The sequence below is a fragment of the Paraburkholderia hiiakae genome (assembly GCF_904848665.1).
Lineage (GTDB): Bacteria > Pseudomonadota > Gammaproteobacteria > Burkholderiales > Burkholderiaceae > Paraburkholderia > Paraburkholderia hiiakae.
This window is the reverse complement of the sequence record NZ_CAJHCQ010000009.1, coordinates 258,846-282,196: the sequence shown is the minus strand read 5'-3', so window position 1 is coordinate 282,196 and position 23,351 is coordinate 258,846. Positions and strand designations below refer to the sequence as shown.

24 protein-coding genes and 1 pseudogene are annotated in these 23,351 nt (G+C 66.4%); 14 read left to right on the top strand and 11 right to left on the bottom strand.

Features of this window, described 5'->3' with window-relative positions:
• Positions 1-26: 26 nt before the first annotated feature.
• Positions 27-1,022: a LacI family DNA-binding transcriptional regulator gene (locus JMY28_RS19405; protein WP_201697514.1), complete on the bottom strand. Its 996-nt coding sequence runs from the start codon at positions 1,020-1,022 to the stop codon at positions 27-29.
• Positions 1,023-1,323: 301 nt separating this feature from the next.
• Between JMY28_RS19405 and JMY28_RS19400 the strand changes: the two genes are divergently transcribed.
• Positions 1,324-2,157, top strand: coding sequence for an isocitrate lyase/PEP mutase family protein (locus tag JMY28_RS19400; protein WP_201697513.1), 834 nt, complete (start codon positions 1,324-1,326; stop codon positions 2,155-2,157).
• Here JMY28_RS19400 and JMY28_RS19395 read toward each other — a convergent pair.
• A complete protein-coding gene (locus tag JMY28_RS19395) occupies positions 2,154-3,134 on the bottom strand; it encodes a LysR family transcriptional regulator (protein WP_201697512.1) in 981 nt (326 codons plus the stop codon). The genes JMY28_RS19400 and JMY28_RS19395 overlap by 4 nt on opposite strands.
• 103 nt (positions 3,135-3,237) lie before the next feature.
• Between JMY28_RS19395 and JMY28_RS19390 the strand changes: the two genes are divergently transcribed.
• Entirely contained in the window at positions 3,238-3,933 is a 696-nt protein-coding gene (locus tag JMY28_RS19390; RefSeq protein WP_201697511.1) for an NADPH-dependent F420 reductase, read from the top strand.
• Positions 3,934-4,149: 216 nt separating this feature from the next.
• Here the strand turns inward: JMY28_RS19390 and JMY28_RS19385 are convergent, their stop codons facing one another.
• Both JMY28_RS19385 and JMY28_RS39640 read right to left on the bottom strand, forming a co-directional pair.
• Positions 4,150-4,584, bottom strand: coding sequence for a hypothetical protein (locus JMY28_RS19385; protein ID WP_201697510.1), 435 nt, complete (start codon positions 4,582-4,584; stop codon positions 4,150-4,152).
• Between the two features lie 168 nt (positions 4,585-4,752).
• Positions 4,753-5,340: a methyl-accepting chemotaxis protein gene (locus JMY28_RS39640; protein WP_456238747.1), complete on the bottom strand. Its 588-nt coding sequence runs from the start codon at positions 5,338-5,340 to the stop codon at positions 4,753-4,755.
• 1,153 nt (positions 5,341-6,493) lie between these two features.
• Between JMY28_RS39640 and JMY28_RS19375 the strand changes: the two genes are divergently transcribed.
• Positions 6,494-7,075, top strand: coding sequence for a cytochrome b (locus JMY28_RS19375; RefSeq protein ID WP_201697508.1), 582 nt, complete (start codon positions 6,494-6,496; stop codon positions 7,073-7,075).
• Positions 7,076-7,087: 12 nt separating this feature from the next.
• Here JMY28_RS19375 and JMY28_RS39370 read toward each other — a convergent pair whose 3' ends face one another.
• Positions 7,088-7,222, bottom strand: coding sequence for a hypothetical protein (locus JMY28_RS39370; RefSeq protein WP_268960647.1), 135 nt, complete (start codon positions 7,220-7,222; stop codon positions 7,088-7,090).
• Between the two features lie 78 nt (positions 7,223-7,300).
• Here JMY28_RS39370 and JMY28_RS19370 point away from each other — a divergent pair, with 78 nt between their 5' ends.
• The 5 genes and pseudogenes from JMY28_RS19370 to JMY28_RS19350 form a co-directional block, all read left to right on the top strand.
• Positions 7,301-7,459, top strand: a complete 159-nt coding sequence (locus JMY28_RS19370) for a hypothetical protein (protein ID WP_201697507.1) — start codon at positions 7,301-7,303, stop codon at positions 7,457-7,459.
• Positions 7,460-7,656: 197 nt separating this feature from the next.
• On the top strand, positions 7,657-7,980 hold the full coding sequence (locus JMY28_RS19365) for an ArsR/SmtB family transcription factor (RefSeq protein WP_201697506.1): 324 nt from the start codon (positions 7,657-7,659) through the stop codon (positions 7,978-7,980).
• 100 nt (positions 7,981-8,080) lie between these two features.
• On the top strand, positions 8,081-9,142 hold the full coding sequence (locus tag JMY28_RS19360) for an alkene reductase (RefSeq protein WP_201697505.1): 1,062 nt from the start codon (positions 8,081-8,083) through the stop codon (positions 9,140-9,142).
• Between the two features lie 263 nt (positions 9,143-9,405).
• A complete protein-coding gene (locus tag JMY28_RS19355) occupies positions 9,406-9,603 on the top strand; it encodes a DUF3562 domain-containing protein (RefSeq protein WP_201697504.1) in 198 nt (65 codons plus the stop codon).
• A gap of 268 nt (positions 9,604-9,871) precedes the next feature.
• A pseudogene (locus tag JMY28_RS19350) lies at positions 9,872-10,102 on the top strand (DUF2866 domain-containing protein); the annotation flags it as partial.
• A gap of 165 nt (positions 10,103-10,267) precedes the next feature.
• Here the strand turns inward: JMY28_RS19350 and dapA are convergent.
• The 5 genes from dapA to JMY28_RS19330 all read right to left on the bottom strand — a co-directional run bounded on the left by dapA (position 10,268) and on the right by JMY28_RS19330 (position 13,257).
• Positions 10,268-11,122 (bottom strand): 4-hydroxy-tetrahydrodipicolinate synthase, encoded by an 855-nt coding sequence (gene dapA, locus JMY28_RS19345; RefSeq protein WP_201697502.1) that lies wholly within the window; start codon positions 11,120-11,122, stop codon positions 10,268-10,270.
• A gap of 138 nt (positions 11,123-11,260) precedes the next feature.
• Entirely contained in the window at positions 11,261-11,386 is a 126-nt protein-coding gene (locus JMY28_RS39365) for a hypothetical protein (RefSeq protein ID WP_268960646.1), read from the bottom strand.
• Positions 11,387-11,461: 75 nt separating this feature from the next.
• Entirely contained in the window at positions 11,462-11,902 is a 441-nt protein-coding gene (locus JMY28_RS19340; protein WP_201697501.1) for a bactofilin family protein, read from the bottom strand.
• Between the two features lie 55 nt (positions 11,903-11,957).
• Positions 11,958-12,314: a hypothetical protein gene (locus JMY28_RS19335; protein WP_201697500.1), complete on the bottom strand. Its 357-nt coding sequence runs from the start codon at positions 12,312-12,314 to the stop codon at positions 11,958-11,960.
• Positions 12,307-13,257 carry a M23 family metallopeptidase gene (locus tag JMY28_RS19330; RefSeq protein WP_201697499.1) on the bottom strand — a complete coding sequence of 317 codons (951 nt, stop codon included), beginning with the start codon at positions 13,255-13,257 and terminating at the stop codon, positions 12,307-12,309. The genes JMY28_RS19335 and JMY28_RS19330 overlap by 8 nt, the downstream gene beginning before the upstream one ends.
• 311 nt (positions 13,258-13,568) lie before the next feature.
• On the opposite strand from JMY28_RS19330, the gene JMY28_RS19325 reads away from it, so the two are divergent.
• On the top strand, positions 13,569-14,861 hold the full coding sequence (locus JMY28_RS19325) for an aspartate carbamoyltransferase (protein ID WP_201697498.1): 1,293 nt from the start codon (positions 13,569-13,571) through the stop codon (positions 14,859-14,861).
• A gap of 84 nt (positions 14,862-14,945) precedes the next feature.
• On the opposite strand, the gene JMY28_RS19320 is transcribed toward JMY28_RS19325, so the two are convergent.
• The gene (locus tag JMY28_RS19320) at positions 14,946-16,013 is read right to left on the bottom strand and encodes a zinc-binding dehydrogenase (RefSeq protein ID WP_201697497.1); all 1,068 of its coding nucleotides are present in this window, start codon (positions 16,011-16,013) and stop codon (positions 14,946-14,948) included.
• 71 nt (positions 16,014-16,084) lie between these two features.
• On the opposite strand from JMY28_RS19320, the gene JMY28_RS19315 reads away from it, so the two are divergent.
• The 5 genes from JMY28_RS19315 to JMY28_RS19295 all read left to right on the top strand — a co-directional run bounded on the left by JMY28_RS19315 (position 16,085) and on the right by JMY28_RS19295 (position 23,215).
• Positions 16,085-17,053 (top strand): LysR family transcriptional regulator, encoded by a 969-nt coding sequence (locus JMY28_RS19315; RefSeq protein WP_201697496.1) that lies wholly within the window; start codon positions 16,085-16,087, stop codon positions 17,051-17,053.
• A gap of 175 nt (positions 17,054-17,228) precedes the next feature.
• A complete protein-coding gene (locus JMY28_RS19310) occupies positions 17,229-18,881 on the top strand; it encodes an FAD-dependent oxidoreductase (protein WP_201697495.1) in 1,653 nt (550 codons plus the stop codon).
• Between the two features lie 356 nt (positions 18,882-19,237).
• The gene (locus tag JMY28_RS19305) at positions 19,238-19,954 is read left to right on the top strand and encodes a (2Fe-2S)-binding protein (protein WP_201697494.1); all 717 of its coding nucleotides are present in this window, start codon (positions 19,238-19,240) and stop codon (positions 19,952-19,954) included.
• Positions 19,955-19,970: 16 nt separating this feature from the next.
• Entirely contained in the window at positions 19,971-20,987 is a 1,017-nt protein-coding gene (locus JMY28_RS19300; RefSeq protein WP_201697493.1) for an FAD binding domain-containing protein, read from the top strand.
• The gene (locus JMY28_RS19295; protein ID WP_201697492.1) at positions 20,984-23,215 is read left to right on the top strand and encodes a xanthine dehydrogenase family protein molybdopterin-binding subunit; all 2,232 of its coding nucleotides are present in this window, start codon (positions 20,984-20,986) and stop codon (positions 23,213-23,215) included. Before JMY28_RS19300 ends, JMY28_RS19295 begins: the two co-directional genes overlap by 4 nt.
• Positions 23,216-23,351: the final 136 nt, after the last annotated feature.

The following is a 23,351-nucleotide window of genomic DNA, read 5'->3' as shown; positions in this document are numbered from 1 at the left end:
GCTAATGCCGTCGCGCATTCGCGTGCTCAAGCGCTTTCGCGCGGCACGACTGTGTACTGAATGCGCGTTTTCACGGGATGCTGCGCGCTCGCGCCGTCCGCTACCGCGAGGGCGGCGACGATCGCCTCGCCCGTGCGCTGGCCAATGCCGTAGGCATCGACCGAAATCGTGGTGATCGCCGGATAGCAGCACGCCGCGACCTCGAAGTTGCCGAAGCCCGCAACCGCCATGTCGCGAGGCACGCTCAGGCCGCGCCGCTGGCACTCCATGATCGCGCCGAACGCCGACATGTCGCTCACGCACATCACGGCCTCTGTGTCGGGCCAACGCTCGAGCAACTCGGCCATGGCGGGCGCGCCGTGGCTCATCGTGACCGGCGAGTCGCCCAGTTGCACGACGCGATGCCTGTCGAGCCCGAGCGCCTTCATCTCCATCTGATAGCCCTTGAGACGGTCGAGGCCGCGCCGGTCCAGATCGCCCGCGCCACCAAGAAAACCGATGCGGCGATGGCCCTTGTCCGCGAGATAGCGCACCATCTCGCGCGCTGCGCTCACGTTGGAAAAGCCCACGGCCATGTCGATCGGCTCCGCGGGCAAGTCCCACATCTCGACGACCGGCACGCCCGAGCGCTGCAGCAGCGCGCGCGTGGCGTCCGTATGCTGCGCCCCCGTGAGCGCGATGCAGCGCGGCTGGTGGCGCAGCATCTGGCGCACGAGGCGCTCCTCGCGGTCGAGGAAGTAGTCGGTGTCGCCGATCAGCAATTCGAGCCCTTGCGGCTCGAGCACAGCCGTGAGGCCGCTCACGGTGTCAGAGAAGTTCGAGCTGGAAAGCGATGGCACGAGCACGGCGACGAACGACGAGCGCCCCGAGGAGAGCGCACCGGCCGCCGCGTCGGCCACGTAACCCAGTTCGTCGATGGCGCGCTGCACACGCTCGCGTGTCGCCTCCGACGCGCTGCGCCCCGCCATCACGCGGGACACCGTCATCTTCGAAACGCCCGCGAGACGAGCGACATCGGACATGCGGGGCGGCGTGGCTTTCGGAGCGCTGGTTTTGGACATCGCGGCTGGAAGGCAAAATAAAAAGAACGCATATCATAACGGCTGCGCCCTTCTTTTCCTCGTTTCGAGCCGTCGAATGCGATCGCCTTCGTAGGCATTCATTTAATTCGCCATCCTTATCTTTACGCGAAATCGCTGCGCACGCGCGTCCCGCTCGATTCGAGAATCCGCGAATTCGGTCACAATCGAAGATCGGCGCTACAGGATGCGCATTCCCGCGCGAACGCCCGCCGCCCACCCACGAGCCAGGAGGAGACTTGCCATGTCAGGACCCGCCCGCACCATTGCCGAGAAACGCGCCGAGTTTCGCGCGCTGCACGCCGCCGGTTGCTTCGTGCTGCCGAACCCGTGGGACGTGGGCAGCGCGCGCTATCTCCAGGGCCTCGGGTTCAAGGCGCTCGCGACCACCAGCTCCGGGTTCGCATGGTCACGCGGCCATGCCGACAACACCTTGCCGCGCGACGCGATCCTCGCGCACCTGCGCGAGATCGTCGCGGCCACCGACCTGCCCGTGAACGCCGACTTCGAAAGCGGCTTCGGCGCGGATCCCGCAGGCGTCGAAGCAAGCGTGGGCCTCGCGGTCGAGACCGGGGTCGCCGGGCTTTCCGTGGAAGATTCGACCGGCGACGAGGCAGCGCCGCTGCTGCCGATCGAGGTGGCCGTCGAGCGCATGCGCGCCGCTCGCCGCGCGATCGACGCGCGCGGCGGCGACACCGTGCTCGTTGGCCGAGCCGAGAACTTCATAGCGGGCGTGCCCAACCTCGACGACGCCATCGCGCGCTTGCAGGCGTATGCGCAGGCGGGCGCGGATTGCCTCTACGCGCCGGGCATCCAGACACGCGAGCAGATCGTGGCCGTCGTGACCGCTGTCGCGCCGAAGCCAGTGAACGTGCTGATTGGCGCGCAGTCTGCCTTCACGCTGGACGATCTCGCCGCACTCGGGGTGCGCCGCGTGAGCGTAGGCGGCGCGCTCGCCCGCACCGCATGGGGCGGCTTCATGCAAGCGGCGCAACAACTCGCCGAAGGGCGTTTCGACGGCTTCGGAGGCGCGGCGTCCGGCGCGACGCTCAACGCCGCTTTCCGTAGCGAGACCTAACTACGCGGCGTGCGTGATGCGCGCGGCTTGCGCGGAGAACGACGAACGCGAGGTGACGCCGGCGCCCCCGCCCCGGCGCCGTTGCCAGCCTCGCCAAAGCACGCCAGCGCCCACGCCACGAACGCGCGCTGCTTGGGCGCCTGCGCGCGGCGATCCGCGTAAAGCAGATGCATGGGCCGCACCGGCGCGGCATACGCCTCGAGCAGCGGCACGAGCCGCCCCGCCGCCACCGACGGCGCCAGGTTCGGCTCGCCCGCGAGCACGATCCCCACACCCGCTTCCGCGGCCGCGATCAGCGCGCGCGTGTCGTTGCTGCGCAGTTGGCCGCGCGGCTCGACTTCGATCTGCGTGTCGTCGTCCTTGAAGATCCACGTTTGGGGCGCCGGAAAGCTGTCGAATGCGTAATCGAGGCACACGTGCTGCGAAAGTTCGCGCGGATGCGCCGGCGTTCCATGCGCGGCGAGATAGGCCGGCGCGGCGCACGGCACGAGCCGATAGGGCGCGAGCGCTCGCGCGACCAGTTGCGAGTCGGGCAGCGCGCCGATGCGAAACGCGACATCGAAACCGTCCTGCAAGAGGTCGAACTGCCGGTCGCTCAGCACGAGATCGATTTTCACGTCCGGGCAATCCGCGAGAAAGGCCTTGATTTCATGCGCAAGCCGAAAGGCTCCGAACGCAACGGGCGCCGTCACGCGCAGCGTGCCTTGCGGGTGGGCGGTTTGCGCGAGCGCGACGGCATCCGCCGCAGCCGCCTCTTCGAGCACGCGCCGGCAGGCTTCGAAATAGGCGCGGCCCGCTTCCGTGAGTGCGTGCTTGCGCGTCGAGCGCTGGAGCAGGCGCACGCCGAGCGTCTTTTCCAGCGCGTCGACGTGCTTGCCCGCCATCTGCGGCGTCATTGCGAGCATGCGCGCCGCCGCCGTGAACGAACCGGATTCCGCTGTCTTCACGAACACGGTCATGCTGGTCAATTTGTCCACGATTAGAAACTCGTCATTTCAAGTGTTTCACTGGGATGACCGATTATCGCATGGGAGTTTCGGCGCTACGCTGAGGTCTCCATTACGAAACACGGGGATTCACATGAACGAAGATCGCGGACATCGATTGGCTGTCGGTATTCTCGGCGCGGGCGAGATCGGTTCGACGTTGGGCAAGCTTCTCGCGCAGGCGGGGCATGAGGTCATGCTCTCGTCGCGTCATCCCGAGGCGCGCGCGAGCGAGGCGGCGGCGCTGGGCTGCGGGATCGGCACGCTGGAGGAAGCCGCTGCGTTCGGCGAGATTGTGATCGTGGCGCTGCCGCTGTCCGCGCTCGGCGAAATACCGGTCGAAACACTCGCCGGCAAAGTCGTCATCGACACCATGAATTACTACCCGGCGCGCGACGGCGCCATCGCCGCGTTCGACGAATACCGCGCCGCCACGAGCGAGCGCGTTGCGCAACAGCTGAGTGGCGCACGCGTGGTCAAGGCGTTCAATGCGATTCTCGCGTACGACCTGCCGCGCGAAGAACGGCCGCCTGTCGAGGGCGGGCGGCGCGCGCTACCCGTCGCTGGAGACGATGAAGAGGCGAAGGCGCTCGTGGCCGCGTTGCATGCACAGCTCGATTTCGACGTGCTCGACGCGGGTCCGCTCGCCGATAGCTGGCGCTTCGAGCGCGCAAAACCGGCCTATTGCGTTCCACTGAACCACACGCAACTGCACGCCGCGCTCACCGCCGCCGAGCGCGATAAGGAGCTGCCGCATGGCTCATGGCGACGCAAACCGCGCCCGGATTGACTCTCATCGAAACCCGGACGATTGCCTGGCATACCGAATCAAACGGCGCGAATCAAACGGCGCGAACGCGTCATGACCCGGCACGCGGATCACGTCAAGCTCGAGGAGAGAGGAAGTGACGCGCGGGCCAGAACGGCCCGGCGAGCGCTGCCGCATGCGGCAGCGCGAAACAACGAGGCGCAGCGGCGCGTGGCCGCTGCGCCTTGCAAGCTGTGCTTAGTCGTAATGACGGTGCTTGTGGTGCTTGCCGTGATAGCCGCGCGAATAGTCGTCGGCGTAGGAGTTCGAACGCGAGACGTTGCCGCCGAGCGCCGAACCTGCGCCGCCGCCCACCGCCGCGCCGATCAGGCCGCCCGTGCGGCCGCCCATGGCGTTGCCCGCCGCGGTGCCTGCGCCGCCGCCGAGCGCGCCGCCGATGATGGCGCCCGTGCGCTCGCGACGATTCGAGGTGACCGCGCCACCCGCGCCGCCGCCCACCGCGCCGCCGATCACGGCACCGGTGCTACCGCCCACTGCGCCACCCAGAGCCGCGCCGGCGACGCCGCCGAGCGCGCCACCCAGTGCGTTGTTCATATCGCCGGCCAGCGCCGGCAGCGAGGCCGCAGCAGTCAGCGCAGCAACGGCAACCATCTGGATGAGTTTCTTCGACATAGTTGTTCTCTTACGTTTTTGAGACGGGACCGAGTATAGCGGCCAAAGTGAAAGCTCTTTGTAACGCCACAGGCCGCGCACCGTAAGAGGTGTAACAAAATGGTCTGACAGAACGGCTGCCGCTCACGTCTCGGGGTCACGCCCTAAAAATGCGACGCGATATGACACTCAATCCAGCCTGAACACCTTGACCGCGCTGGCGAGCAGTTCCGTCTGGTGATGCTGCTGCTTGACCTGCTCGACCGTGTCGGCGACGTGCGCCGCGTTTTCGCGTATCGCCGCGTCGATGCCCGCGATGTTCTCGCCCATCTGGTCGATGCCCGCGCGCTGCGCGCCGGCGGCAGTCGCCATCTCGTGAACGATGGCCGACAGGCGCGCGACGCCCTCGAGCACCTCGCCGACCGTGTTGCCCGCGCTTTCGACGAGACCATTGCCCGTGCGTGCGCGCTCGACCGACTCCCCGATTAGCGCCCGGATCTCCTTCGCGGCGGCGGCACTGCGCTGAGCCAGCGTACGGACCTCCTCCGCCACCACCCCGAACCCCCGTCCCTGATCGCCCGCGCGCGCAGCCTCGACCGAAGCGTTGAGCGCGAGAATGTTGGTCTGGAACGCGATGCCATCGATCACGCCGATGATGTCGGTAATGCGTTCGCACGAGCGATAAATCTCGCCCATCGTATCGATCACCGCCTTGATCGCGCCGCGCCCCTGGGTCGCGACCTCGCTCGCCGAGCCTGCCAGCGCGCTGGCCGCCATGGCGTGATCGACGCTCTCGTGCACGCTTTGCTTGAGTTGCTCCATGGCCGCGACCATGCCTTCGAGCGAACGGCGCTGCTGTTCGGTCCGATCCGAAAGGACGGCGTTGCGCGCGCTGGTGCCGGCTACCGACTCCGAAACCTCACCCACGCTGTCACGCACCTGCAGGAGCGTTTTGCGCACGGCCGCGAGCGTGGCGTGAAATGCGCTGGCCACGTCGCTCGCCGGCTGGCTCGCTTGCTCGCCCAGCGTGATGTAACCCGAAGCCTGCCCGATCCCCTCCGACATGGCTGCGAGTTCGCCTGCGATATTTGCGTCGCGCTCCTGGCGCGCCGAAATCGCCGCGATAAACAACGTCTGAAGCCAGAGAAACGCCCAGTGCTGCGCCACGACGTCGAAGCCCGTTTGCGAAAAGACTCTGACAGGCCAGCCCCACGCCTGAAAATAGTTGAACGCGAGTTGCTGAACGGAGATGAAAACGGTAGCGAGCAGCACGACCTGCACGTCGCGATAGGCGAGCAATAGCGAAAGCAGGATGAACACCACGAAGTGAAACTCGTCCTGTCCGCCTCCCACGTCGATCAACAGGGCCGCGCCGCCCATGAAGGTGAGCGCGGAACCCATTCTGGTGATCTTGAGCCCTGGCAAGGCCAGCGCGAGCACCGTGGAAACGAGCGCGAGAGGCAGCCCGACGACGAGCACGGGTGTCAGTGCGTCGAAATGCCAGCCGATCCCCAAAGCGCCCGCCAGAAGAATCCAGTTGACCAGCGCGCAAGCGCGATCGGCGCGTTTGCGCGCATTCGTGAGCGGGCTCTCGGCAACCGCCGCCCGGCGCGCACTGGCCGGGGCGTGCGCCCCGCCAAACGGGACTTCTACGAAACTGCTGGACATGGAATTCCCGACTCCTGATTGACAATGCAACTTATGGCTGGGGCGCAGCAGTGAGATCGAATCACACCTCGCAGTTATCGGCAGGCTAAACAGTGTCTACATAAGGGAAATCCACTGAATAATTATGGTTGACTTATCATCCAATATCATCTTGACGACCGCCGTTGTAACGGGGCCTGACAAAACCGCACTGGCCAGCGATGCTCTACAGCAGCGTTTTTGTGGCAGGCTTGGTTAATTCGACCTCTAAAAGGCCCCGACCATGTCCCGAACCCCGCACTCCGTTTCTGCGCTGTCCGTCACGGGTTCCACATACAGTCTGACGCTGCGCGTGCTGCACTGGCTGACCGCGCTATGCATGTTCGTAGTGATCCCGGTCGCGTGGTACATGACGACGATGGACCGTCATGCCCCGTCGCGCGGCAGTTGGGTGAACTTCCACAAATCGATTGGCCTGACCGTCCTGCTGCTCACGCTGATCCGCGTGGTGACGCGGCTTTCGGGCACTGCGCCGCCGCTGCCGCAACGTATTCCGGCCTTCGAGCAGACGCTCGCGCATATCGGTCATGGCTTGCTGTATCTGATTCTCTTTGCCATGCCGATCAGTGGATATATCAACTCGTATGGCGGCGGCCACCCAGTGAACTGGTTCTGGCTGTTTCAGGTGCCCGCCGTCGTGCCGGCAGACAAGGCGCTGGGCCATCTCGGCTCGAAGGTCCACTACTGGCTGGCGTACCTGACGTACGTCCTGATCGCCGGGCACGTGCTCGCGGTGATCTACCATCAACTGGTGCAGCGCGTGGACATCCTGGGACGCATGACGGGGCGCGCCGGAAAACGCTGAGGCGCCGGGTCGTCACAACACGCGTTCGATCGCCACGATCAGCGCCCTCAACACACCTTCGATCGGGCGCGAAAGCCGCCGCGCGCGCATCGTCATCACACACAGGTTGCGCTGGTTGAGCGTCGGTTCGTCGAAGCGCTTCGACACGAGCGAAAGATCGTCCGCGAGGCCCGAAAGCGAGAGCCGGCTGCCGAGCGTGATCGCGCCGGCCAGCGCGGCATCGACGTGACCGTATTCGGCGGCTTCACGCCCGCCATCGTCACGTGGATGCTGAGCGCGCCGCCCTACTGGCGGATCGCCACCGCCATGATCAGTTTGTCCGCGCTGGCGTACGTGAGCCGCGTGAAGGTCGCGGCCACGGTTACACAGCGGGCGACGGCGTAGATTGAACGCAGCCAGTGCGCCCCTGATCGATTTGCACGCCGGGCGCGCCGGTGACGATCGGCGGCAGCGCGATGTTGCCGCCGAACCAAAGCGTGAAGAGATCGCGCGAAAAGCACTGACAACCCTATTGAAAAGAGTGCCATCGCCCATATCGTATAATTCCGATATATGATTCGGACAGTTACGATGCAACCGCGATGAAGAACCCCACAACGCCTCCACCTCTGGACGTCGACGCGATCTGCAAGGCGCTCTCGAATCCCGTGCGCCGCGAGATCCTCGCGAGCCTGCGCGAGCCGCAGGTGCATTTCGGCGACCAGGCGCTGCCGCTCGAAAACGGCGTGTGCGCAGGCAAGATCGACGCGCATTGCGCGCTTTCGCAATCCACGGTGTCCGCGCATCTGGCCGTCTTGCAGAAGGCCGGACTCGTCACGTCCAAACGCGTGGGGCAATGGGTGTTCTTCAAGCGCAACGAGCCGGTCATCGAGGCGTTTATCGCCCATATGAACGCGCAGTTGTGATCCCTCAGCGACGAAACATCCGCTGAATACGCATCGTCCGTTTCGATTCCAGTATCGCTTTTCAGCCCGCGGGCCGTGCCCGCAGACAAGGTGACCCTACATGGCAACGCTTTTCGACCCCATCCAGATCGGCGACCTCACGCTGCCGAACCGCATCATCATGGCTCCGCTCACGCGTCAACGCGCGGGTGAAGTGCGCGTGCCCAACGCACTCATGGCGAAGTACTACGCCGAGCGCGCGACGGCCGGCCTCATCATCAGCGAAGCGACCTCGGTGACGCCGCAAGGCGTCGGCTATGCCGAAACGCCAGGCATCTGGTCGCAAGAGCAGGTGGAAGGCTGGAAGATCGTGACCGACGCGGTGCACGCCGCGGGCGGCCGCATCTTCATGCAACTGTGGCACGTGGGCCGCGTGTCCGACCCCGTGTTCCTGAACGGCGATCTGCCCGTCGCGCCCAGCGCCATTGCGCCGCAAGGCAATGTGAGCCTCGTGCGTCCGCAACGCGGCTTCGTCACGCCGCGCGCGCTCGACACCGAAGAAATCGCCGGCGTGATCGCCGCGTTCCGCCAGGGCGCGGTCTACGCGAAGGCCGCCGGTTTCGACGGCGTGGAGATTCACGGCGCGAACGGCTATCTGCTCGACCAGTTCCTGCAGGACAGCACCAACCAGCGCACGGACGCGTATGGCGGCTCGATCGAAAATCGCGCGCGCCTGCTGCTTGAAATCACCGACGCGTGTATCGACGTGTGGGGCGCGAATCGCGTGGGCATGCATATCGCACCGCGCGGCGACGCGCACACGATGGGCGATTCGAATCCGGCTGCGACGTTCAGCTACGTGGCGCGCGAGCTCGGCAAGCGCAAGATCGCGTTCCTCTTCGCGCGCGAATCGCTTGGCGATAACCGTCTCGGGCCGCAGTTGAAAGCCGAATTCGGCGGTCCGTTCATCGCGAACGAAAAGTTTTCGCTGGAATCCGCCCAGGCCGTGCTCGGTGCAGGCGAAGCCGACGCGGTCGCGTGGGGCCAGCTCTTCATCGCGAACCCCGATCTGCCGCGCCGTTTCGAATTGAACGCGCCGCTCAACGCACCGAATCCCACGACGTATTACGCGCGTGGCGAAACGGGCTACACGGACTATCCGTCGCTCGAAAGCGCGGCGTAAAAATTGCATGCGTGCGGCTCATGGCCGCACGGCAAATGGCGGCCGCGGCGCAGGCATTCTGCCTCGCCGTGGCCGCTTTTCGCTGGAAGGCCAGAAAATACAGGGGCGCGCGCGAGCGGCCGGTAGCGCTCAGACAGATCCCTCAGTCGACACAGCCGCGACGATATCGCTCGATAGGCGGATTCTATTGGTATCCCGGGCCCGGATATCCTTGAATTCAAACCCTGCCTGCCAACCCCCTCCTCGCTGACCGGAGCCAAGTCATGACGAAGACCGACGTTGCTGCGATCGTCCATACGATCGCCGAAGAAACCAACACGCCGGAAGAAACGGTCGCGCGCATCTACGCCGACACACTCGATGAATATCGCGCGCAAGCACGCATCCAGGACTATCTGCCGCTTTTCGCCGCGCGCAAGACGCGTGCGACGCTGCGGCAAAATGGCACGAAGCCGCACTAGTCGCCGTCTGTCAGGTTATTCAGGTTAGCTTCGCGCCGGCCGAGCAGGGCCGGCCGCTCCACTCGCCGCGTCTTGAGCGGTGTGCGCCCACACCGGGCGCGCGCCGCTACACCCATTGGGCCACTCGGCCGCACTCGCGCACACGCCGCCGAACTCCCTCTCTTAAGGTTGGTTTAATTCTTTGCTGCAACCATAGGCTCAACCCCTGTTGAGCCGCCGGAAGATCGGCGGCGTTTTTTTGCGCGGCAAGCTTAGGAGGAGCGAGGTCATGGTTGAAGACGATGTACTGGTGCACCTGCAGTCCCTGCTGCGCGACGGCGCGGCTTCGACGGTCGCGTCATGCCGGGTCTCCACGCCACTCCAGCACCCTTGGGGCCGCGCCTACCGGCTCGTCGAATGGACGACGCCGCTCGACGACAGCGCGCGACGCCAGGTCGTGCCCGCCGAGAGCACGGCGCTCGACATCGCCCGCCTCGTCGCGCAGCACGTGCCCGGCCGCCGCATTCTGCTGAACGGCGAACCCGCCGCAGTCGAACGCCCGCGCGCACGCCGCCGTCGTGCATCGAGCGCCGTGAACGCACGCGCGGCGCGCTAGAAGCGCCGCTTTCGGGCGGCGCGCACGCCGCATCTCATCCCGCCACGCCGCCTTCGCGCACGGACATCGTCAAACCACGAGCCGCGCCAGCGACGCCTCCAGTTCACCGCTCACGCGCGTCATCGGCGCACGCAGTTCATTGCGGATCAACCCCCACGCTGCAAGCCCCGCCTTCACCGGCCCCGGATTCGGCTCCGCGAACGCCGCGCGCACGAGCGGCACAAGCGTGTGCCAGATCGCGCGCGCATCGGCGAGACGCCCTTCCTGCAACGCGCGCGCCATCGCGACGAAACGCTCCGGCCGCCAATGCGCCGACGCCGCAATCGCCCCACTCGCGCCCGCGCACATCGCGCCAAACATGTCGATGTCCTCGCCGCAGAGCACCTGCAAACGACCGTCGAGAATCAGCGCGAGCGTCTTGTCGAGCGAGCCGCCGCAGTCCTTCACCGCGACGATGCGCTCGTGCGCGGCGAGTTCGAGCAGACTCGGCAATTCGATGCGCACGCCCGTGCGCGCGGGGATGTCATAGACGATCAGCGGCTTGCGGCTCGCATCGGCGAGCGCCGCGAAGTGGCCGATCACGCCCGCCTGCGCAGGATGGATGTAATAAGGCGCAGCCGCCAGCACGCCCGCGATGGGCCGCTCATTGAGCGCCGCGATGCGCTCGCAGACCTCCGCCGTGTGATTGCCGCTCACGCCCGCCACGACCGGCAGGCCGCCGGCCGACGCCAGCACGGTGGCGAGCACGTTGTCCGCTTCCTCGTCGCTTAGCGCGGCGGGCTCCCCGGTCGTACCGAGCGCGACGAAGCCAGCCACACCGGCCTCGACGTAACGGCGCACGAGCGCGTCGAGCGCAGCATGATCGACCGCGCCGGCATTGAACGGCGTGATGAGCGGAATCCAGATACCCGAAAATTCAGACATGACTTTCCTTTGAACTCGACCGTATGGAAGGTCCGTTCAGCGGTGCGCAGGAGGGAAGCAAGCCGGGGAATAACGCTGAGGGCAAGGAGCCGTCGACTGGCTGTTCCGTCGCACATCTGACGGAACAGCAGACTCCGGTCAGATGAGCGGCTGTTTTTTGGCTTTGGCTTTCACCCACACCGAAGCGGCCTGCGCGAGCGACGACACCGCGCGCGTGGCGGCGGTGGCATTCGGCAGATCGTGGCGGAGCGGGTTACTTGGCATGTCGCGCAGTGTAACCGAGATCGCGCATTTGCGGACCCGCGCCAGCAGGCGGCGTGCACCGCGCGCGGTACGCGCTCACTCGCGCGGCAGCACCTCGAGATGAGGCGGATCGAGCGGGGGGCTCTGAGCATCGCCGCTATTGCCGGGGTCGCGCCTCGTGAGCTTGCCGTCCACCGAAGCGCCGCAGTCCATCTGCAATTGCTGGTAGTAGATGTTGCCGATCACGTGCGCGTTCGACTGCAGTTCGACGAAGTGATCGGCGATCACGTCGCCCTGTATGCGCCCGTTCACCACGATGTCGTAGCCGTGCACGTTGCCCTCGATCGCGCCGCGCTCGCTCAGCACGAGCAGCGTTTTTGCGCCGTGCTTGCTGGCGACGTTGCCATGCACGCGGCCGTCGAGGCGCAGCCCGTCTGCGTATTCCAGGTCGCCCGTGATCGTGATGTCCTGCGCGACGAGCGTCGCCAGCTTGGTTTGCTCGATGCCGGGTTGTGGCTTTTTCTTGTTGCTGAACATGGAAAGCTACCGTGTGGTGTGAATGTCGATGAAGATGTGTGGCGCTCGTCGAGGCTCAGCGCGAACCGGCGCCATGGTTTCGCAGGAACAGGAGTTCGGCCTGCAGCTTCGCGATGGTGGTCTGCGCGCCTTCCACCGTGGTTTGCAGCGTGGCGCGCGCGGCGCGCTCCTGTTCGAGCCGCAATTGCATGTCGCTGAGTTCGCGGCTCAGGGCGTCGGGCGCGACCACGGGACAGCTCGCCTCGCCTTGCGGCTTGAGCAGCCACGCGGTCATGCCAGCGCCGGCCGTCGCGGCAAGTACGGCCCATAGCGTCGCGCAACCCACGCGCCACGCGAGCGAGCGCACCGGTTGCAGTTCGTAAGCGCGATCGGCATTCGTATGCGCGCGCGGGGTACGTCGCGGATCAGCCATTGACGGGCGCAGCAAAGAGCGCGAGATAGTCGGCGGGATTGACGGGCTGCCCGTTCACGAGCACTTCGAAGTGCAGATGCGGGCCGGTCGCGCGGCCGGTCGCGCCCACGTCGGCGATAGGCTCCTCGGGCATCACGATCTGGCCCACCCGCACGTCGATCTTCGAGGCATGGCCGTAACGCGTGACGAAGCCGTTGCCGTGGTCGATCTCGACTGCATTGCCGTAGCCCGCCTTCAGACCCGCGAAGATCACGCGGCCGCCTGCCGCGGCAAGGATGGGCGTGCCAGTCGGTGCAACCAGGTCCATGCCCGGATGAAAGCTCAGGCGCTGCGTGAACGGATCGATGCGATTGCCGAACGGCGAGCCGTTGCGCCCCCCTACGAGCGGGCGGCGCCCCGGGAACGCGTCCCACGCCGCCTCGTGCTCGGCGGTGGCCTGCTCGAGTGCGGAGAGCGTCGCGGCCATGCAGTCGATTGCGCCGCTGACGGCCCTCGCGTTCGCCGGCGCGGCGGACGCCTCCACGCAGCGCCGCGGCGCGAGTGCGGGGCCGCCCTCGCCGTCGTCGTCGTTGCCTTCATCGCCCGAGCGCGCGGGCGCGGCTGGCGTCACGGCGCCGCGCGCCGGTTGCGCACGCAGCCGCTGGTCGAACTGGCGCAATTGCGCGAGTTCCGCCGCGAGCCGCTCGATGCGCGGATCGAGCAAGGCGATGGAGGCGTCCATGCGCCCGATTTCGCCAACCACGTAGTGATGCTGATTCGCCCCGGCGGAACCGGAAACGGCCGGAGCGCGCGTGAAATGGCCGATCGCCACGCCGCCGGCGAGTGCAAGCACGGCCGCCGCGCACGCCGACGCAATCGCGGCGCGCCGCGCCGTCTCGTGCGTGACGAAGCGGACGTCGCCCTTGGTCAGGTCACGGGCAGAGCTGGACCATGGCAATTTCATGGCTGGCTCCGTGAGGACGGTGCGGGCTGCACGCTCGCACAGCGGGAGCGCAAAGAGGGAGATAAAGCGGACATCTTCGGCTGCCACGGCCGACGAGCGCCGGCCTGGAAAAATTCAAAGCGCCGATTATCGTGGCGTCGCAAAAAGCGCTATCCCAAATTAAGGGTCGCATAGCACACGCCAGCGCGCCCGGCCGTCGCACTCATGCGGCGACGTCTCTCGAGCACGCTTCCGACAAAAGAACTTGACTTCTCGCGCCGTCGAACTAATATACGCACCGCGTACATTAACCAGAAATCACGGGTGCCAGTATGAGCGTTCCGCAACAAGCCTTCCTCCGTGACGCCATGCGGCGTCTGAACATGACCCGCGATGCATTCGCAAGCCGCATCGGCGTGTCGCGTCGTGCGCTCGACACGTGGCTGCTGCCCGAGGAGTCGCAGGAATCGCGCGCCATGCCGGAGATCGTCGAGCGCTTCGTTTCGGAAATCGTCGGCAATGGCGAGCCGCGCGAAGACTATACGCAAAGCGTAGATTCGCGTTCGCTCGCCAGCCAGATGCAGTTCGAGGGCAAGCCGCAGTTGCTTTCCGTAGACCAGTTCTCGCGCGACTCCGTCGAAGCCCTGTTCCGCGTGGCCGACATCATGCAGCCCATTGCGCACCGCCGGAAAATCTCGCGCGTGCTAGAAGGTGCGGTGCTCGGCAACCTGTTCTTCGAAGCCAGCACGCGCACGCGCGTGAGCTTTGGCGCCGCGTTCTGCCGCCTGGGCGGTTCGGTGTGCGACACGACTGGCTTCACGTTCTCCTCGATGGCCAAGGGCGAATCGATCTACGACACGAGCCGCGTGATGGCCGGCTACGTGGATGCGATGGTGATTCGGCATCCTGATCAAGGCTCGGTGGCCGAATTTGCGCGCGCCGTGAATATTCCCGTGATCAATGGCGGCGACGGTCCCGGCGAGCACCCGAGCCAGGCGCTGCTCGACCTCTACACCATCCAGCGCGAGTTCTCGCGCCTCGGCAAGATCGTCGACGGCGCGCATATCGCGCTCGTGGGCGACCTGAAATACGGCCGCACGGTGCACTCGCTCGTGAAGCTGCTCGCACTGTATCGCGGCATCAAGTTCACGCTCATTTCGCCGCCGCAGCTCGAAATGCCGGCGTACATCGTCGACAAGATCTCGACCAACGGCCACGTGGTCGAGCAAACGCACGACCTGCGCGCAGGTCTGCGCGGCGCGGACGTGGTGTACGCCACGCGCATCCAGAAGGAGCGCTTCGCCGACGAATCGTTCGAAGGCTACACGCCCGAATTCCAGATCAACCAGGCAACGATGGACGAGTGCTGCAGCGCCGAAACGCTCGTGATGCACCCGCTGCCGCGCGACAGCCGCCCGGGCGCCAACGATCTCTCGACCGATCTGAACCACGATCCGCGCCTCGCGATCTTCCGCCAGACCGACAACGGCATTCCGGTGCGCATGGCGATCTTCGCGGTGCTGCTCGGCGTGGAGAACCTCGTGCAGCACTCGATGCGCGACGCCGTGTGGCGCCCGCCCGCATACCTCGGCCCGGACGACGCTGTGTTCCACGGCATCGACTAAACCCTTGTTGCGTTCGCAACGAAATCGGCCCGCAAGCGTCAGTCACGCTTGCGGGCCGATTGGCTTATGGAGCGTTCGCGCGCTTTACGACGTGCACACCGCAACGCACGTCAGCCCCTCGGCCTTTTCCGCCGCGTCGATCGCGGTCTCCAGCGCATCGAAGGCGTGGCGCTCGACTTCGATCGCATCGAGCGGCAACTGGCCCGACTGCACGAGCGCGATCAGCGCGCGGTAGTCCGCGTTGCTGTACATGAAGTGGCCCATCAACTCCCAATTGTTGATAAGCATCTCCCCATACCTGATTGGCAAATCCACCTCCATGCTGCCCATGAGCACCATGCGGCCGTTGCGTCGCAGGCTGCGCAGCGCGCTGAGCGTGGCGAGCGGGTCGGTGGCGTGGCCGACCATGTCGAAGGCGAGATCGGCCCCGCCATTCGCCGCGGCGCGGATGGCCTCCACGTCGCGCGCCATCTCGCCGCTGAGCGCCACGGTCACCACTCGGCCGCCGAGCTTCGCGAGCGGCGCCAGCGCGGCCGCGCGCCGGCCGAGCGCCACAACACGGCCCGCGCCGAGTGCTAGCGCATCGAGCACCGCCGCCGAGCCAAACGCGCCGGCTGCGCCGTTCACCACCACGGTTTCGCCTGCCGCAAGCCGGCCGCGCCGCAGGCCGCCGAACGGCACCACGAGCTTGCCGAGCGCCGCGAGCTGCGCCGAGGCCATGTGGTCGAGGCCGTCGAGCGGGAACACCGTCGAGGCCGGAAACTCGACCGCCTCGCGCAGCGTGCCGTGCGGGAAATCGCCGAGCATGGGCGCGCTGTCCGGGCTGATCGCGGTGAGCCCGATCAGCGCCTGGGCGGGCTCGCGCAGCGCCTCGTCGGCGATCCAGTAGGGGCTCAGCGCCACGCGCTGGCCGACGCGATAGCCATACACGCCTTCGCCGAGCGCAAGTACCCGGCCGATGCCGTTGGTCCCCGGCGAAAACGGACCCTGCGGGTAGCCGTAGGGCAGCTTGCCCTGCACGTACTGGCGCGTGTAGCTCAAGAGCGGCACGGCCTCCACGCTCACCAGCAACGCGCCGCGGCGCGGTTCGGGTTGCGCAACGTCGCGCAGCGCGAGCGGCTGGCCGGGTTGATCGAGCATCCAGGCTTTCATGACTTCTCCTAGTGGAAAGGGCTTTCACGGTTCATCTGATGGATTGAACTCTAGGCGAGCGAGACGTATTCTTGAAATCAATCACCGCCATTCCACCTATCACCGTGATTGATCTCTCCGGTATCGATCTGAACCTGCTCGTGTCGCTCGACGCCCTGCTGGCCGAATCGAACGTGACGCGCGCCGCCGCGCGCCTGAACCTCACGCAGCCGGCCGTTTCGGCACAGCTCGCGCGGCTGCGCCAGCTCTTTGACGACCCGCTGCTGATTCCCGCCGCCAATGGCCGCGGCATGACGCCCACGGCGCGCGCGCTCGAACTGATGGACCCGCTGCATGCGGCGCTCAAGACGCTAGAAACCGTGGTGCGCCGCGAACCCGTGTTCGATCCGCTCACCGGCACGCGGCGCTTTGTGGTCGCCGCGAGCGACCAGTGCGTGGCGGTGCTGGGCCTGCCGCTGATGATCGAGTGGCCTCGCCTCGCCGGGCCTGGGCTGCAGCTGGCGTTCATCGCCATTGAATCGGGCTCGCTCGCGGAGCGCTTCGAGCGCGGCGAAATCGATTTGCTGCTCGGCTCCGCGCAGCAGGTGCCCCCAACGCTGAAGGCCAGAAAGCTCTACAACGAACGCTTCGTCGTGGCGCAACGCAAAGGGCACCCGCGCGGCGCCGCCGCGTTCGACCTGGACAGCTATTGCGCGCTCGAGCACGTGCTCGTTTCGACCAGCGGCGCGAGCTTCTTCGGTTTCATGGACGAGCATCTCGAAGCGCTTGGCCGCCGTCGCCGCGTGGCGCACTCGGTGCAGCATTTCACGCTCGTGCCCGAGGTGCTCGCGCGCACGAACTACGTGGCGACGCTGCCTTACCGGCTCATCGCGCGCTACCAGGACCGCGTGGACCTGTTCGAGCTGCCGTTCGAGGCACGCGGATTTTCGATGCACGCGGCATGGCATCCACGCAATCACGCAGACCCCGCGCTCGTGTGGCTGCGCGAGACCGTGGCTGCGTTGACTACCGGCGACATGGTTAGCGATCCTCTCGATTAACGCTCGTGCGCAATTCATCAGTCAATTGACTCGCTGTACGACCAGGAAACCGTCTACACGCGCGCCAGCTATACTGCATCAGACGTTCCAAAAATGGCCGCGCCGCAACATAAGAGCACGGTCCCCGCGCCGCTGTCCCATCGTCGTTTCCTGCCTGCCCGCTATTTGCGAAGCCATGCTGACCCCAGACGAAATCCGCGCGGTCCCGCTTTTCTCCACGCTCCCCGAAGCCGAACTCGAACGCCTCGTCCAAACCTCCGCGGATCTGCATCTGAATCCTGGTGAATACGCCGTGCATGAAGGCGGCGAGCGAGCGCTGTATGCCGTGCTGTCCGGCAAGATGGAGGTCGTGAAGCTGCTCGACGGCATCGAGCGCACGCTTGGATGGCGCTTGCCCGGCACGATCTTCGGCGAAGTGCCGCTCGCGCTGAGCTCGCCCTTTCCGGGCGCGTATCGCGCGGCCCTTCCCTCGCGCGTCATGCGCGTGGACGCGCAGCACTACTACGCGCTCGCCGCCGCCTCGTCCGACGTCGCCACTCGCATGGGCGCGCTCGCGCGCGAACGCATAGGCGGCTTGCAGGGTCTCTCCGCGGAACCGCCGAAAGCGCGCGTCGCCCTCGTTGGCGCGCGCTGGGACCCGGCCTGCGCGAATCTGCGCCAGTTCCTCGCGCGCAACCAGATCAGCTGCGAGTGGATGACGCCCGATGCGCCCGAACTCAAAACGCGCTGGAGCGGGCCGTGCCCCGAAGAACAGGACTGCCCCGCTTTGCGCCTCGCCGATGGCACGTTGCTAAGCCGCCCCGCGACGCGCGACGTCGCGGAGCGCGTCGGGCTGCAAACTCAACCGCGTCTCACGGAATACGACACGTTGATCATCGGCGGCGGCCCGGCCGGGCTTGCCGCCGCTGTCTATGGCGCGTCTGAAGGACTCCGTACCATCGTGGTGGAGCGTGAAGCGCCGGGCGGCCAGGCCGGCACCTCATCGCGGATCGAAAATTATCTGGGCTTTCCTGGCGGCATTTCCGGCGACGAACTGGCGAGCCGCGCGTTGCAGCAGGCAAGGCGTCTCGGCGCGGAGATCCTCGTCACGCGCGCCGTCGCGCGTGTCGATACCGCCGCGCGCGAAGTCCATCTCGACGGCGGCGACATGGTGCGCGCGCACACGCTCATTCTCGCGACGGGTGTCACGTGGCGGCGCCTCGCGATCGAAGGCTTCGACCGCTTCATCGGCAAAGGCATCTATTACGGCGCGGCGCGCAGCGAAGCAAGCGGCACACACGGACTCGACGTGTATCTGATCGGCGGCGGCAATTCGTCAGGGCAAGCCGCGCTGTACTTCGCGAATCATGCGCGCGCCGTCACGCTCATCGTGCGCGGCGAATCGCTCGAGAACAAGATGTCGCGCTATCTCGTCGAACAGCTGACCGGGAAGGAGAATGTGCGCGTCGAACTGAATTCCGAAGTGGTCGGCGTGTACGGAGACACGCATCTCGACGCCATCGACGTGTTCAATACGGCCAACGAAAGCGTGAGCCGCCGCGAGTGCGGCGGCCTGTTCGTGTTCATTGGCGCAGACGCGGAAACGGGCTGGCTGCCGCCGGAGATCGCCTGCGACAAACGCGGCTACGTCCTGACCGGCGACGATGCCGTAAAAGCCGGGCGCTGGTCGCACCGGCGCGATCCGTACCTGCTCGAATCTAGCGTGCCCGGCGTCTTTGCCTGCGGCGACGTGCGTCTGAGCCCGGTCAAGCGGGTGGCTTCAGCCGTTGGTGAAGGCAGTATGGCGATCGCCTTCGTGCATCGTTATCTGCAGGAAGATCGCGCATAACGTTGCACCAAACAACTCGCCGCGCGCGATCTTTCAATCCGCTTTTTCCTCTTGCTGCATTGCCTTTCTGTCCACTGCGCCAGCTTCACGCCGGACTGGCGCCAGCCATGCGACAGCGTTGCGCCATCAAGCACTATGCAGCGAAAAATTCACACGTAAGCACTTTACTTTCGTGTTCGAGAAGTGCAATTTGCAGTTCTGCAATGCGTGGCCGAGCGAGCGCGGCATCGGAATTGCTTCACGAAAGTGGCGCCCCGCTGCGCGCCGATGCCCTGCGCAACCCCGCGCGGCCAGCGCGTGAAGTCCCGGCTTACGTTCTTTACGTTCCGTCTTCATCCTGGAGTCCGCAGATCGCCATGTCCAACGAACGTCCCCTCGATGCGCCGTGCGATTGCGACGACGCCTCCCAGGCTTCCCCCTCACGCGCGCCCGCCGACGTCGCGCGCCGCCGCTTCCTGCAATCGGCCGCTGCCGCCGCGGCACTGAGCGCAACGCCTCATCTGCATGCGCAGAACGCGCCGCCGGCCACCGCTCCAGCTGAAGCACCGCCGCCCGCACCCGCACAACCGGTCAGGCTCGATATCAACGGCCGCGAATATGCGCTGCATATCGAACCACGCGTCACGCTGCTCGATGCGCTGCGCGACTATGCAGGTCTCACTGGCACGAAGAAAGGTTGCGACCGCGGCCAATGCGGCGCATGCACGGTGCTCGTGGAAGGACGGCGCATCAACAGTTGCCTCACGCTCGCGGTGATGCACGAAGGCCAGCGCATCACTACGGTCGAAGGGCTCGCGAGCGCGGCCACGTTGAGCCCCGTGCAGCGTGCCTTTATCGAGCGCGACGCCTTCCAGTGCGGCTTCTGCACGCCGGGCCAGTTGTGTTCGGCAACGGCATGCCTGAGCGAATTCTCGGCAGGCACAGCGAGCGCCGCCACGCCCGACGTGCGCACGCGCCCCGCGCAACTGAGCGACGCCGAAATACGCGAGCGCATGAGCGGCAACATCTGCCGCTGCGGCGCCTATGTCAACATCGTGGCCGCTGTGCGCGACGCGCACACGGCCAGCGCATGAGTACGGAGGCACGAACATGGATGCCATCTCGTACCAGCGCGCCGCCGACGTGAACGGCGCGATCGCCGCCGCGCAGCGACCCGGAGCGGTGTTCATCGGCGGCGGCACGAATCTTCTCGATCTCATGAAAGGCGGCGTCGCGCATCCGGTGATGCTCATCGACATCACGCGCATCGAAACGCTCGATCAAGTCGAAACGCTGCCCAATGGCGGCCTGCGTATTGGCGCGCTCGTGCGCAACAGCGACGCGGCCAATCACACGCTCGTGCGCACGCGCTACCCGCTGCTCTCGCAGGCGCTGCTCGCAGGCGCTTCGCCGCAACTGCGCAACATGGCGACCGTGGGCGGCAATCTCATGCAACGCACACGCTGCCCGTACTTTTACGACACCGCTTTCACCCAATGCAACAAGCGCGCGCCCGGCAGCGGCTGTGCGGCGGTCGGCGGCTTCAACCGCATGCATGCGATCCTCGGCGCAAGCGCGCAATGCGTGGCCGTCAATCCATCCGATATGAGCGTCGCGCTCGCGGCGCTCGACGCCACCGTGCAGGTGAGCGGGCCGCGTGGCGCGCGTTCGATTCCGTTCGCGTCGTTTCATCGGCTGCCCGGCGATCGGCCCGAGCTCGACACGACACTTCAGTCAGGTGAACTGATCACCTCGGTCGACCTGCCTCCACCCTTGTTCAGCGAGCACTCGCACTATCTCAAGATCCGCGACCGCGCGAGCTATGCATTCGCGCTCGTCTCAGTAGCAAGCGCGCTGCAACTCGACGGTCACCGCATACGCACGGCGCGCATCGCGCTGGGCGGCATCGCGCATCGGCCCTGGCGCGCGAGCGTGGCGGAGCAGCATCTCGCAGGAAAAACGCTCAACGAGTCGACGCTACGCGAGGCCGCAGCGGCGGAACTCGCGCAGGCGAGACCGCTGAGCGGCAACGCCTTCAAGGTCGGGCTCGCGCAGCGCGCGATCATTCGTTCGACGATGCTCGCCGCCGCCGGCACGCAAGGTCAAACCACCGGAGAGGTTGCATGAGCACGCTGACCGGACAACCGATGGACCGCATCGATGGCATGCTCAAGGTCACAGGCGGCGCCCTCTACGCGAGCGATTTCCCCGAAACGCGGCTTGCCCATGCCGTGCTGGTCACCAGCACGATTGCGAGCGGCACGATCACATCGATCGACGCGAGCCGCGCGCAGTCCATGCCTGGCGTGCTGCTCGTCATGACGTACCAGAGCGCGATGCGCCTGCCCAACGGCGGCCGCTCGCCGCTCAAGCCGCCCGCAGGACGGCACCTCACGCTGCTGCAGGACAACGTCGTGCGCTACAGCAACGAGCCCGTCGCGGTCGTCGTGGCCGACACGCTCGAACACGCGACGGATGCCGCGCGCCACATCAACATCGCCTACGCGCCGACGCAGGCCACGCTCGACTTCAACCGTGCGAAGGGCGATGCGCACGCGCCGCCAAGCCCGATGGGCCGCCCGGTCGAATCGACGCGCGGCAACGTCGAGGCCGGCATGAACGAGGGTACGGTACGCCTCGACGCGGTCTACACGACGCCCACGCAGTTCCACAATCCGATGGAGCCGCACGCGACGATGGCCCGCTGGGACGGCCCCGACCTCACGCTCTACGACGCCACCCAGGGCGTGAGCGGCGCGCGCAACGCAGTGGCGGCTGTGTTCGGCATCCCGCCCGACAACGTGCGCGTGATCTCGCCGTTCCTCGGCGGCGGCTTCGGCTGCAAGGGGTCGTCGTGGTCGCACGTGAGCCTGTGCGCGATGGCCGCGAAGCAGACGGGACGTCCCGTGCGCCTCGCGCTCGCACGCCCGCAGATGTTCGGGTCGGTCGGCTCGCGCCCGCACACGGAGCAGCATCTCTCACTCGCCGCGCGCGCGGACGGCACGCTCACGGGCTTGCGCCACGACACGCTCGCCCACACGTCCTCGTTCGAAGACTGGCTCGAGATGTCTGGCCTCGTCACGCGCATGATGTACGCGGTTCCCAATTGCAGCACGAGCCATCGTGTCGTACCCCTGAATGTCGGCACACCGACATTCATGCGCGCGCCCGGAGAAACCACCGGCTCGTTCGCGCTCGAATCGGCAATGGACGAACTGGCGTGGCAACTGAAGATGGACCCGGTTGCGCTGCGCCTGAAGAACTACGCCGAAAGCGAGCCCCAGGACGGCAAGCCGTGGTCGTCGAAAGCGCTGCGCCAATGTTATGAAGCGGGCGCGCAACGCTTCAACTGGTCGCGGCGCATCGCCACGCCGCGCGCCATGCGCAACGGCAACACCCTCATCGGCCTTGGCATGGCAAGCGCGACGTACCCCGCGAATCGCAGCGAAGCCGCCGCCGTGGCGCGCATCCTGCCCGACGGCACCGCGATGGTCGCGTCGGGCACTCAGGACATCGGCACCGGCACCTACACCGTGATGACCCAGGTGGCCGCCGACGCGCTTGGCTTCCCACCCAATCGCATCCACTTTGCACTGGGCGATTCGACCTTGCCGCAAGCACCGGTTTCGGGCGGCTCACAGTCGGCGGCAAGCGTGTCGCCCGCCGTGCACGCCGCGTGCACAGCCGTGCGCGACAAGCTCGTCGCGCTCGCGCGCGCCGATCGCGGCTCGCCCGTCTACGGACTCGCCGACGACGACGTGACCGTGCAGGACGGCTGGGTGGTGAGCCGCAGCGACAACTCGCGCCGCGATCCAGCCGCCGCCGTCATCGCACGGGCGGGCGGCCAGCCGGTCGAGGCACAAGTCGCGACCAGGCCTGGCGCGGAAAAGCAGCAGTATGCGTTTCACTCATTCGGCGCGGTGTTCGCCGAGGTGCACGTCGATGCCGACACGGGAACGATCCGCGTGGCGCACATCGTCGGCGCGTACGACGTAGGACGCGTGCTCAACGAAAAGACGGCGCACAGCCAGTTGATGGGCGGCATGGTGTGGGGCGTGGGCACGGCCCTGCACGAAGAGGGACTTTTCGACACGCGCATGGGCCGCATTGCGAACAACAATCTCGCGGAATATCACGTGCCAGTGAACGCGGACATCGGCGAGCTGGACGTGCTGTTCGTGGGCGAGCCGGATCTGCGCTTCAATCCGCTCGGTGTGCGCGGCATCGGCGAGATCGGCATTACCGGTGTGCCGGCGGCCATTGCGAACGCCGTGTATCACGCCACCGGTGTGCGGGTGCGCGATTTGCCGATCACGCTCGACAAGGTGGTTCCGCAGATGAATTCGCTTGCGTGATCGGCACTGTGCGGCCTGCAACGGAGGTCCTGCACCCGCATAGTGCATGAGCGCTCGATCAATGCAGCGCCAAGCCTGCAAATAGCGCGCGCGGGGCTTGCCTCACGCGCGCTTGCGCCGCACAATCACTGCTCAC

What these genes read in the sequence shown, in the direction of transcription:
- JMY28_RS19405 (WP_201697514.1), bottom strand. Translation starts at nt 1,022, where the DNA reads ATGTCCGATGTCGCTCGTCTCGCGGGCGTTTCGAAGATGACGGTGTCC.
- JMY28_RS19400 (WP_201697513.1), top strand. Translation starts at nt 1,324, where the DNA reads ATGTCAGGACCCGCCCGCACCATTGCCGAGAAACGCGCCGAGTTTCGC.
- JMY28_RS19390 (WP_201697511.1), top strand. Translation starts at nt 3,238, where the DNA reads ATGAACGAAGATCGCGGACATCGATTGGCTGTCGGTATTCTCGGCGCG.
- JMY28_RS19385 (WP_201697510.1), bottom strand. Translation starts at nt 4,584, where the DNA reads ATGTCGAAGAAACTCATCCAGATGGTTGCCGTTGCTGCGCTGACTGCT.
- JMY28_RS39640 (WP_456238747.1), bottom strand. Translation starts at nt 5,340, where the DNA reads ATGGCGGCCAGCGCGCTGGCAGGCTCGGCGAGCGAGGTCGCGACCCAG.
- JMY28_RS19375 (WP_201697508.1), top strand. Translation starts at nt 6,494, where the DNA reads ATGTCCCGAACCCCGCACTCCGTTTCTGCGCTGTCCGTCACGGGTTCC.
- JMY28_RS19365 (WP_201697506.1), top strand. Translation starts at nt 7,657, where the DNA reads ATGAAGAACCCCACAACGCCTCCACCTCTGGACGTCGACGCGATCTGC.
- JMY28_RS19360 (WP_201697505.1), top strand. Translation starts at nt 8,081, where the DNA reads ATGGCAACGCTTTTCGACCCCATCCAGATCGGCGACCTCACGCTGCCG.
- JMY28_RS19355 (WP_201697504.1), top strand. Translation starts at nt 9,406, where the DNA reads ATGACGAAGACCGACGTTGCTGCGATCGTCCATACGATCGCCGAAGAA.
- dapA (WP_201697502.1), bottom strand. Translation starts at nt 11,122, where the DNA reads ATGTCTGAATTTTCGGGTATCTGGATTCCGCTCATCACGCCGTTCAAT.
- JMY28_RS39365 (WP_268960646.1), bottom strand. Translation starts at nt 11,386, where the DNA reads ATGCCAAGTAACCCGCTCCGCCACGATCTGCCGAATGCCACCGCCGCC.
- JMY28_RS19340 (WP_201697501.1), bottom strand. Translation starts at nt 11,902, where the DNA reads ATGTTCAGCAACAAGAAAAAGCCACAACCCGGCATCGAGCAAACCAAG.
- JMY28_RS19335 (WP_201697500.1), bottom strand. Translation starts at nt 12,314, where the DNA reads ATGGCTGATCCGCGACGTACCCCGCGCGCGCATACGAATGCCGATCGC.
- JMY28_RS19330 (WP_201697499.1), bottom strand. Translation starts at nt 13,257, where the DNA reads ATGAAATTGCCATGGTCCAGCTCTGCCCGTGACCTGACCAAGGGCGAC.
- JMY28_RS19325 (WP_201697498.1), top strand. Translation starts at nt 13,569, where the DNA reads ATGAGCGTTCCGCAACAAGCCTTCCTCCGTGACGCCATGCGGCGTCTG.
- JMY28_RS19320 (WP_201697497.1), bottom strand. Translation starts at nt 16,013, where the DNA reads ATGAAAGCCTGGATGCTCGATCAACCCGGCCAGCCGCTCGCGCTGCGC.
- JMY28_RS19310 (WP_201697495.1), top strand. Translation starts at nt 17,229, where the DNA reads ATGCTGACCCCAGACGAAATCCGCGCGGTCCCGCTTTTCTCCACGCTC.
- JMY28_RS19305 (WP_201697494.1), top strand. Translation starts at nt 19,238, where the DNA reads ATGTCCAACGAACGTCCCCTCGATGCGCCGTGCGATTGCGACGACGCC.
- JMY28_RS19300 (WP_201697493.1), top strand. Translation starts at nt 19,971, where the DNA reads ATGGATGCCATCTCGTACCAGCGCGCCGCCGACGTGAACGGCGCGATC.
- JMY28_RS19295 (WP_201697492.1), top strand. Translation starts at nt 20,984, where the DNA reads ATGAGCACGCTGACCGGACAACCGATGGACCGCATCGATGGCATGCTC.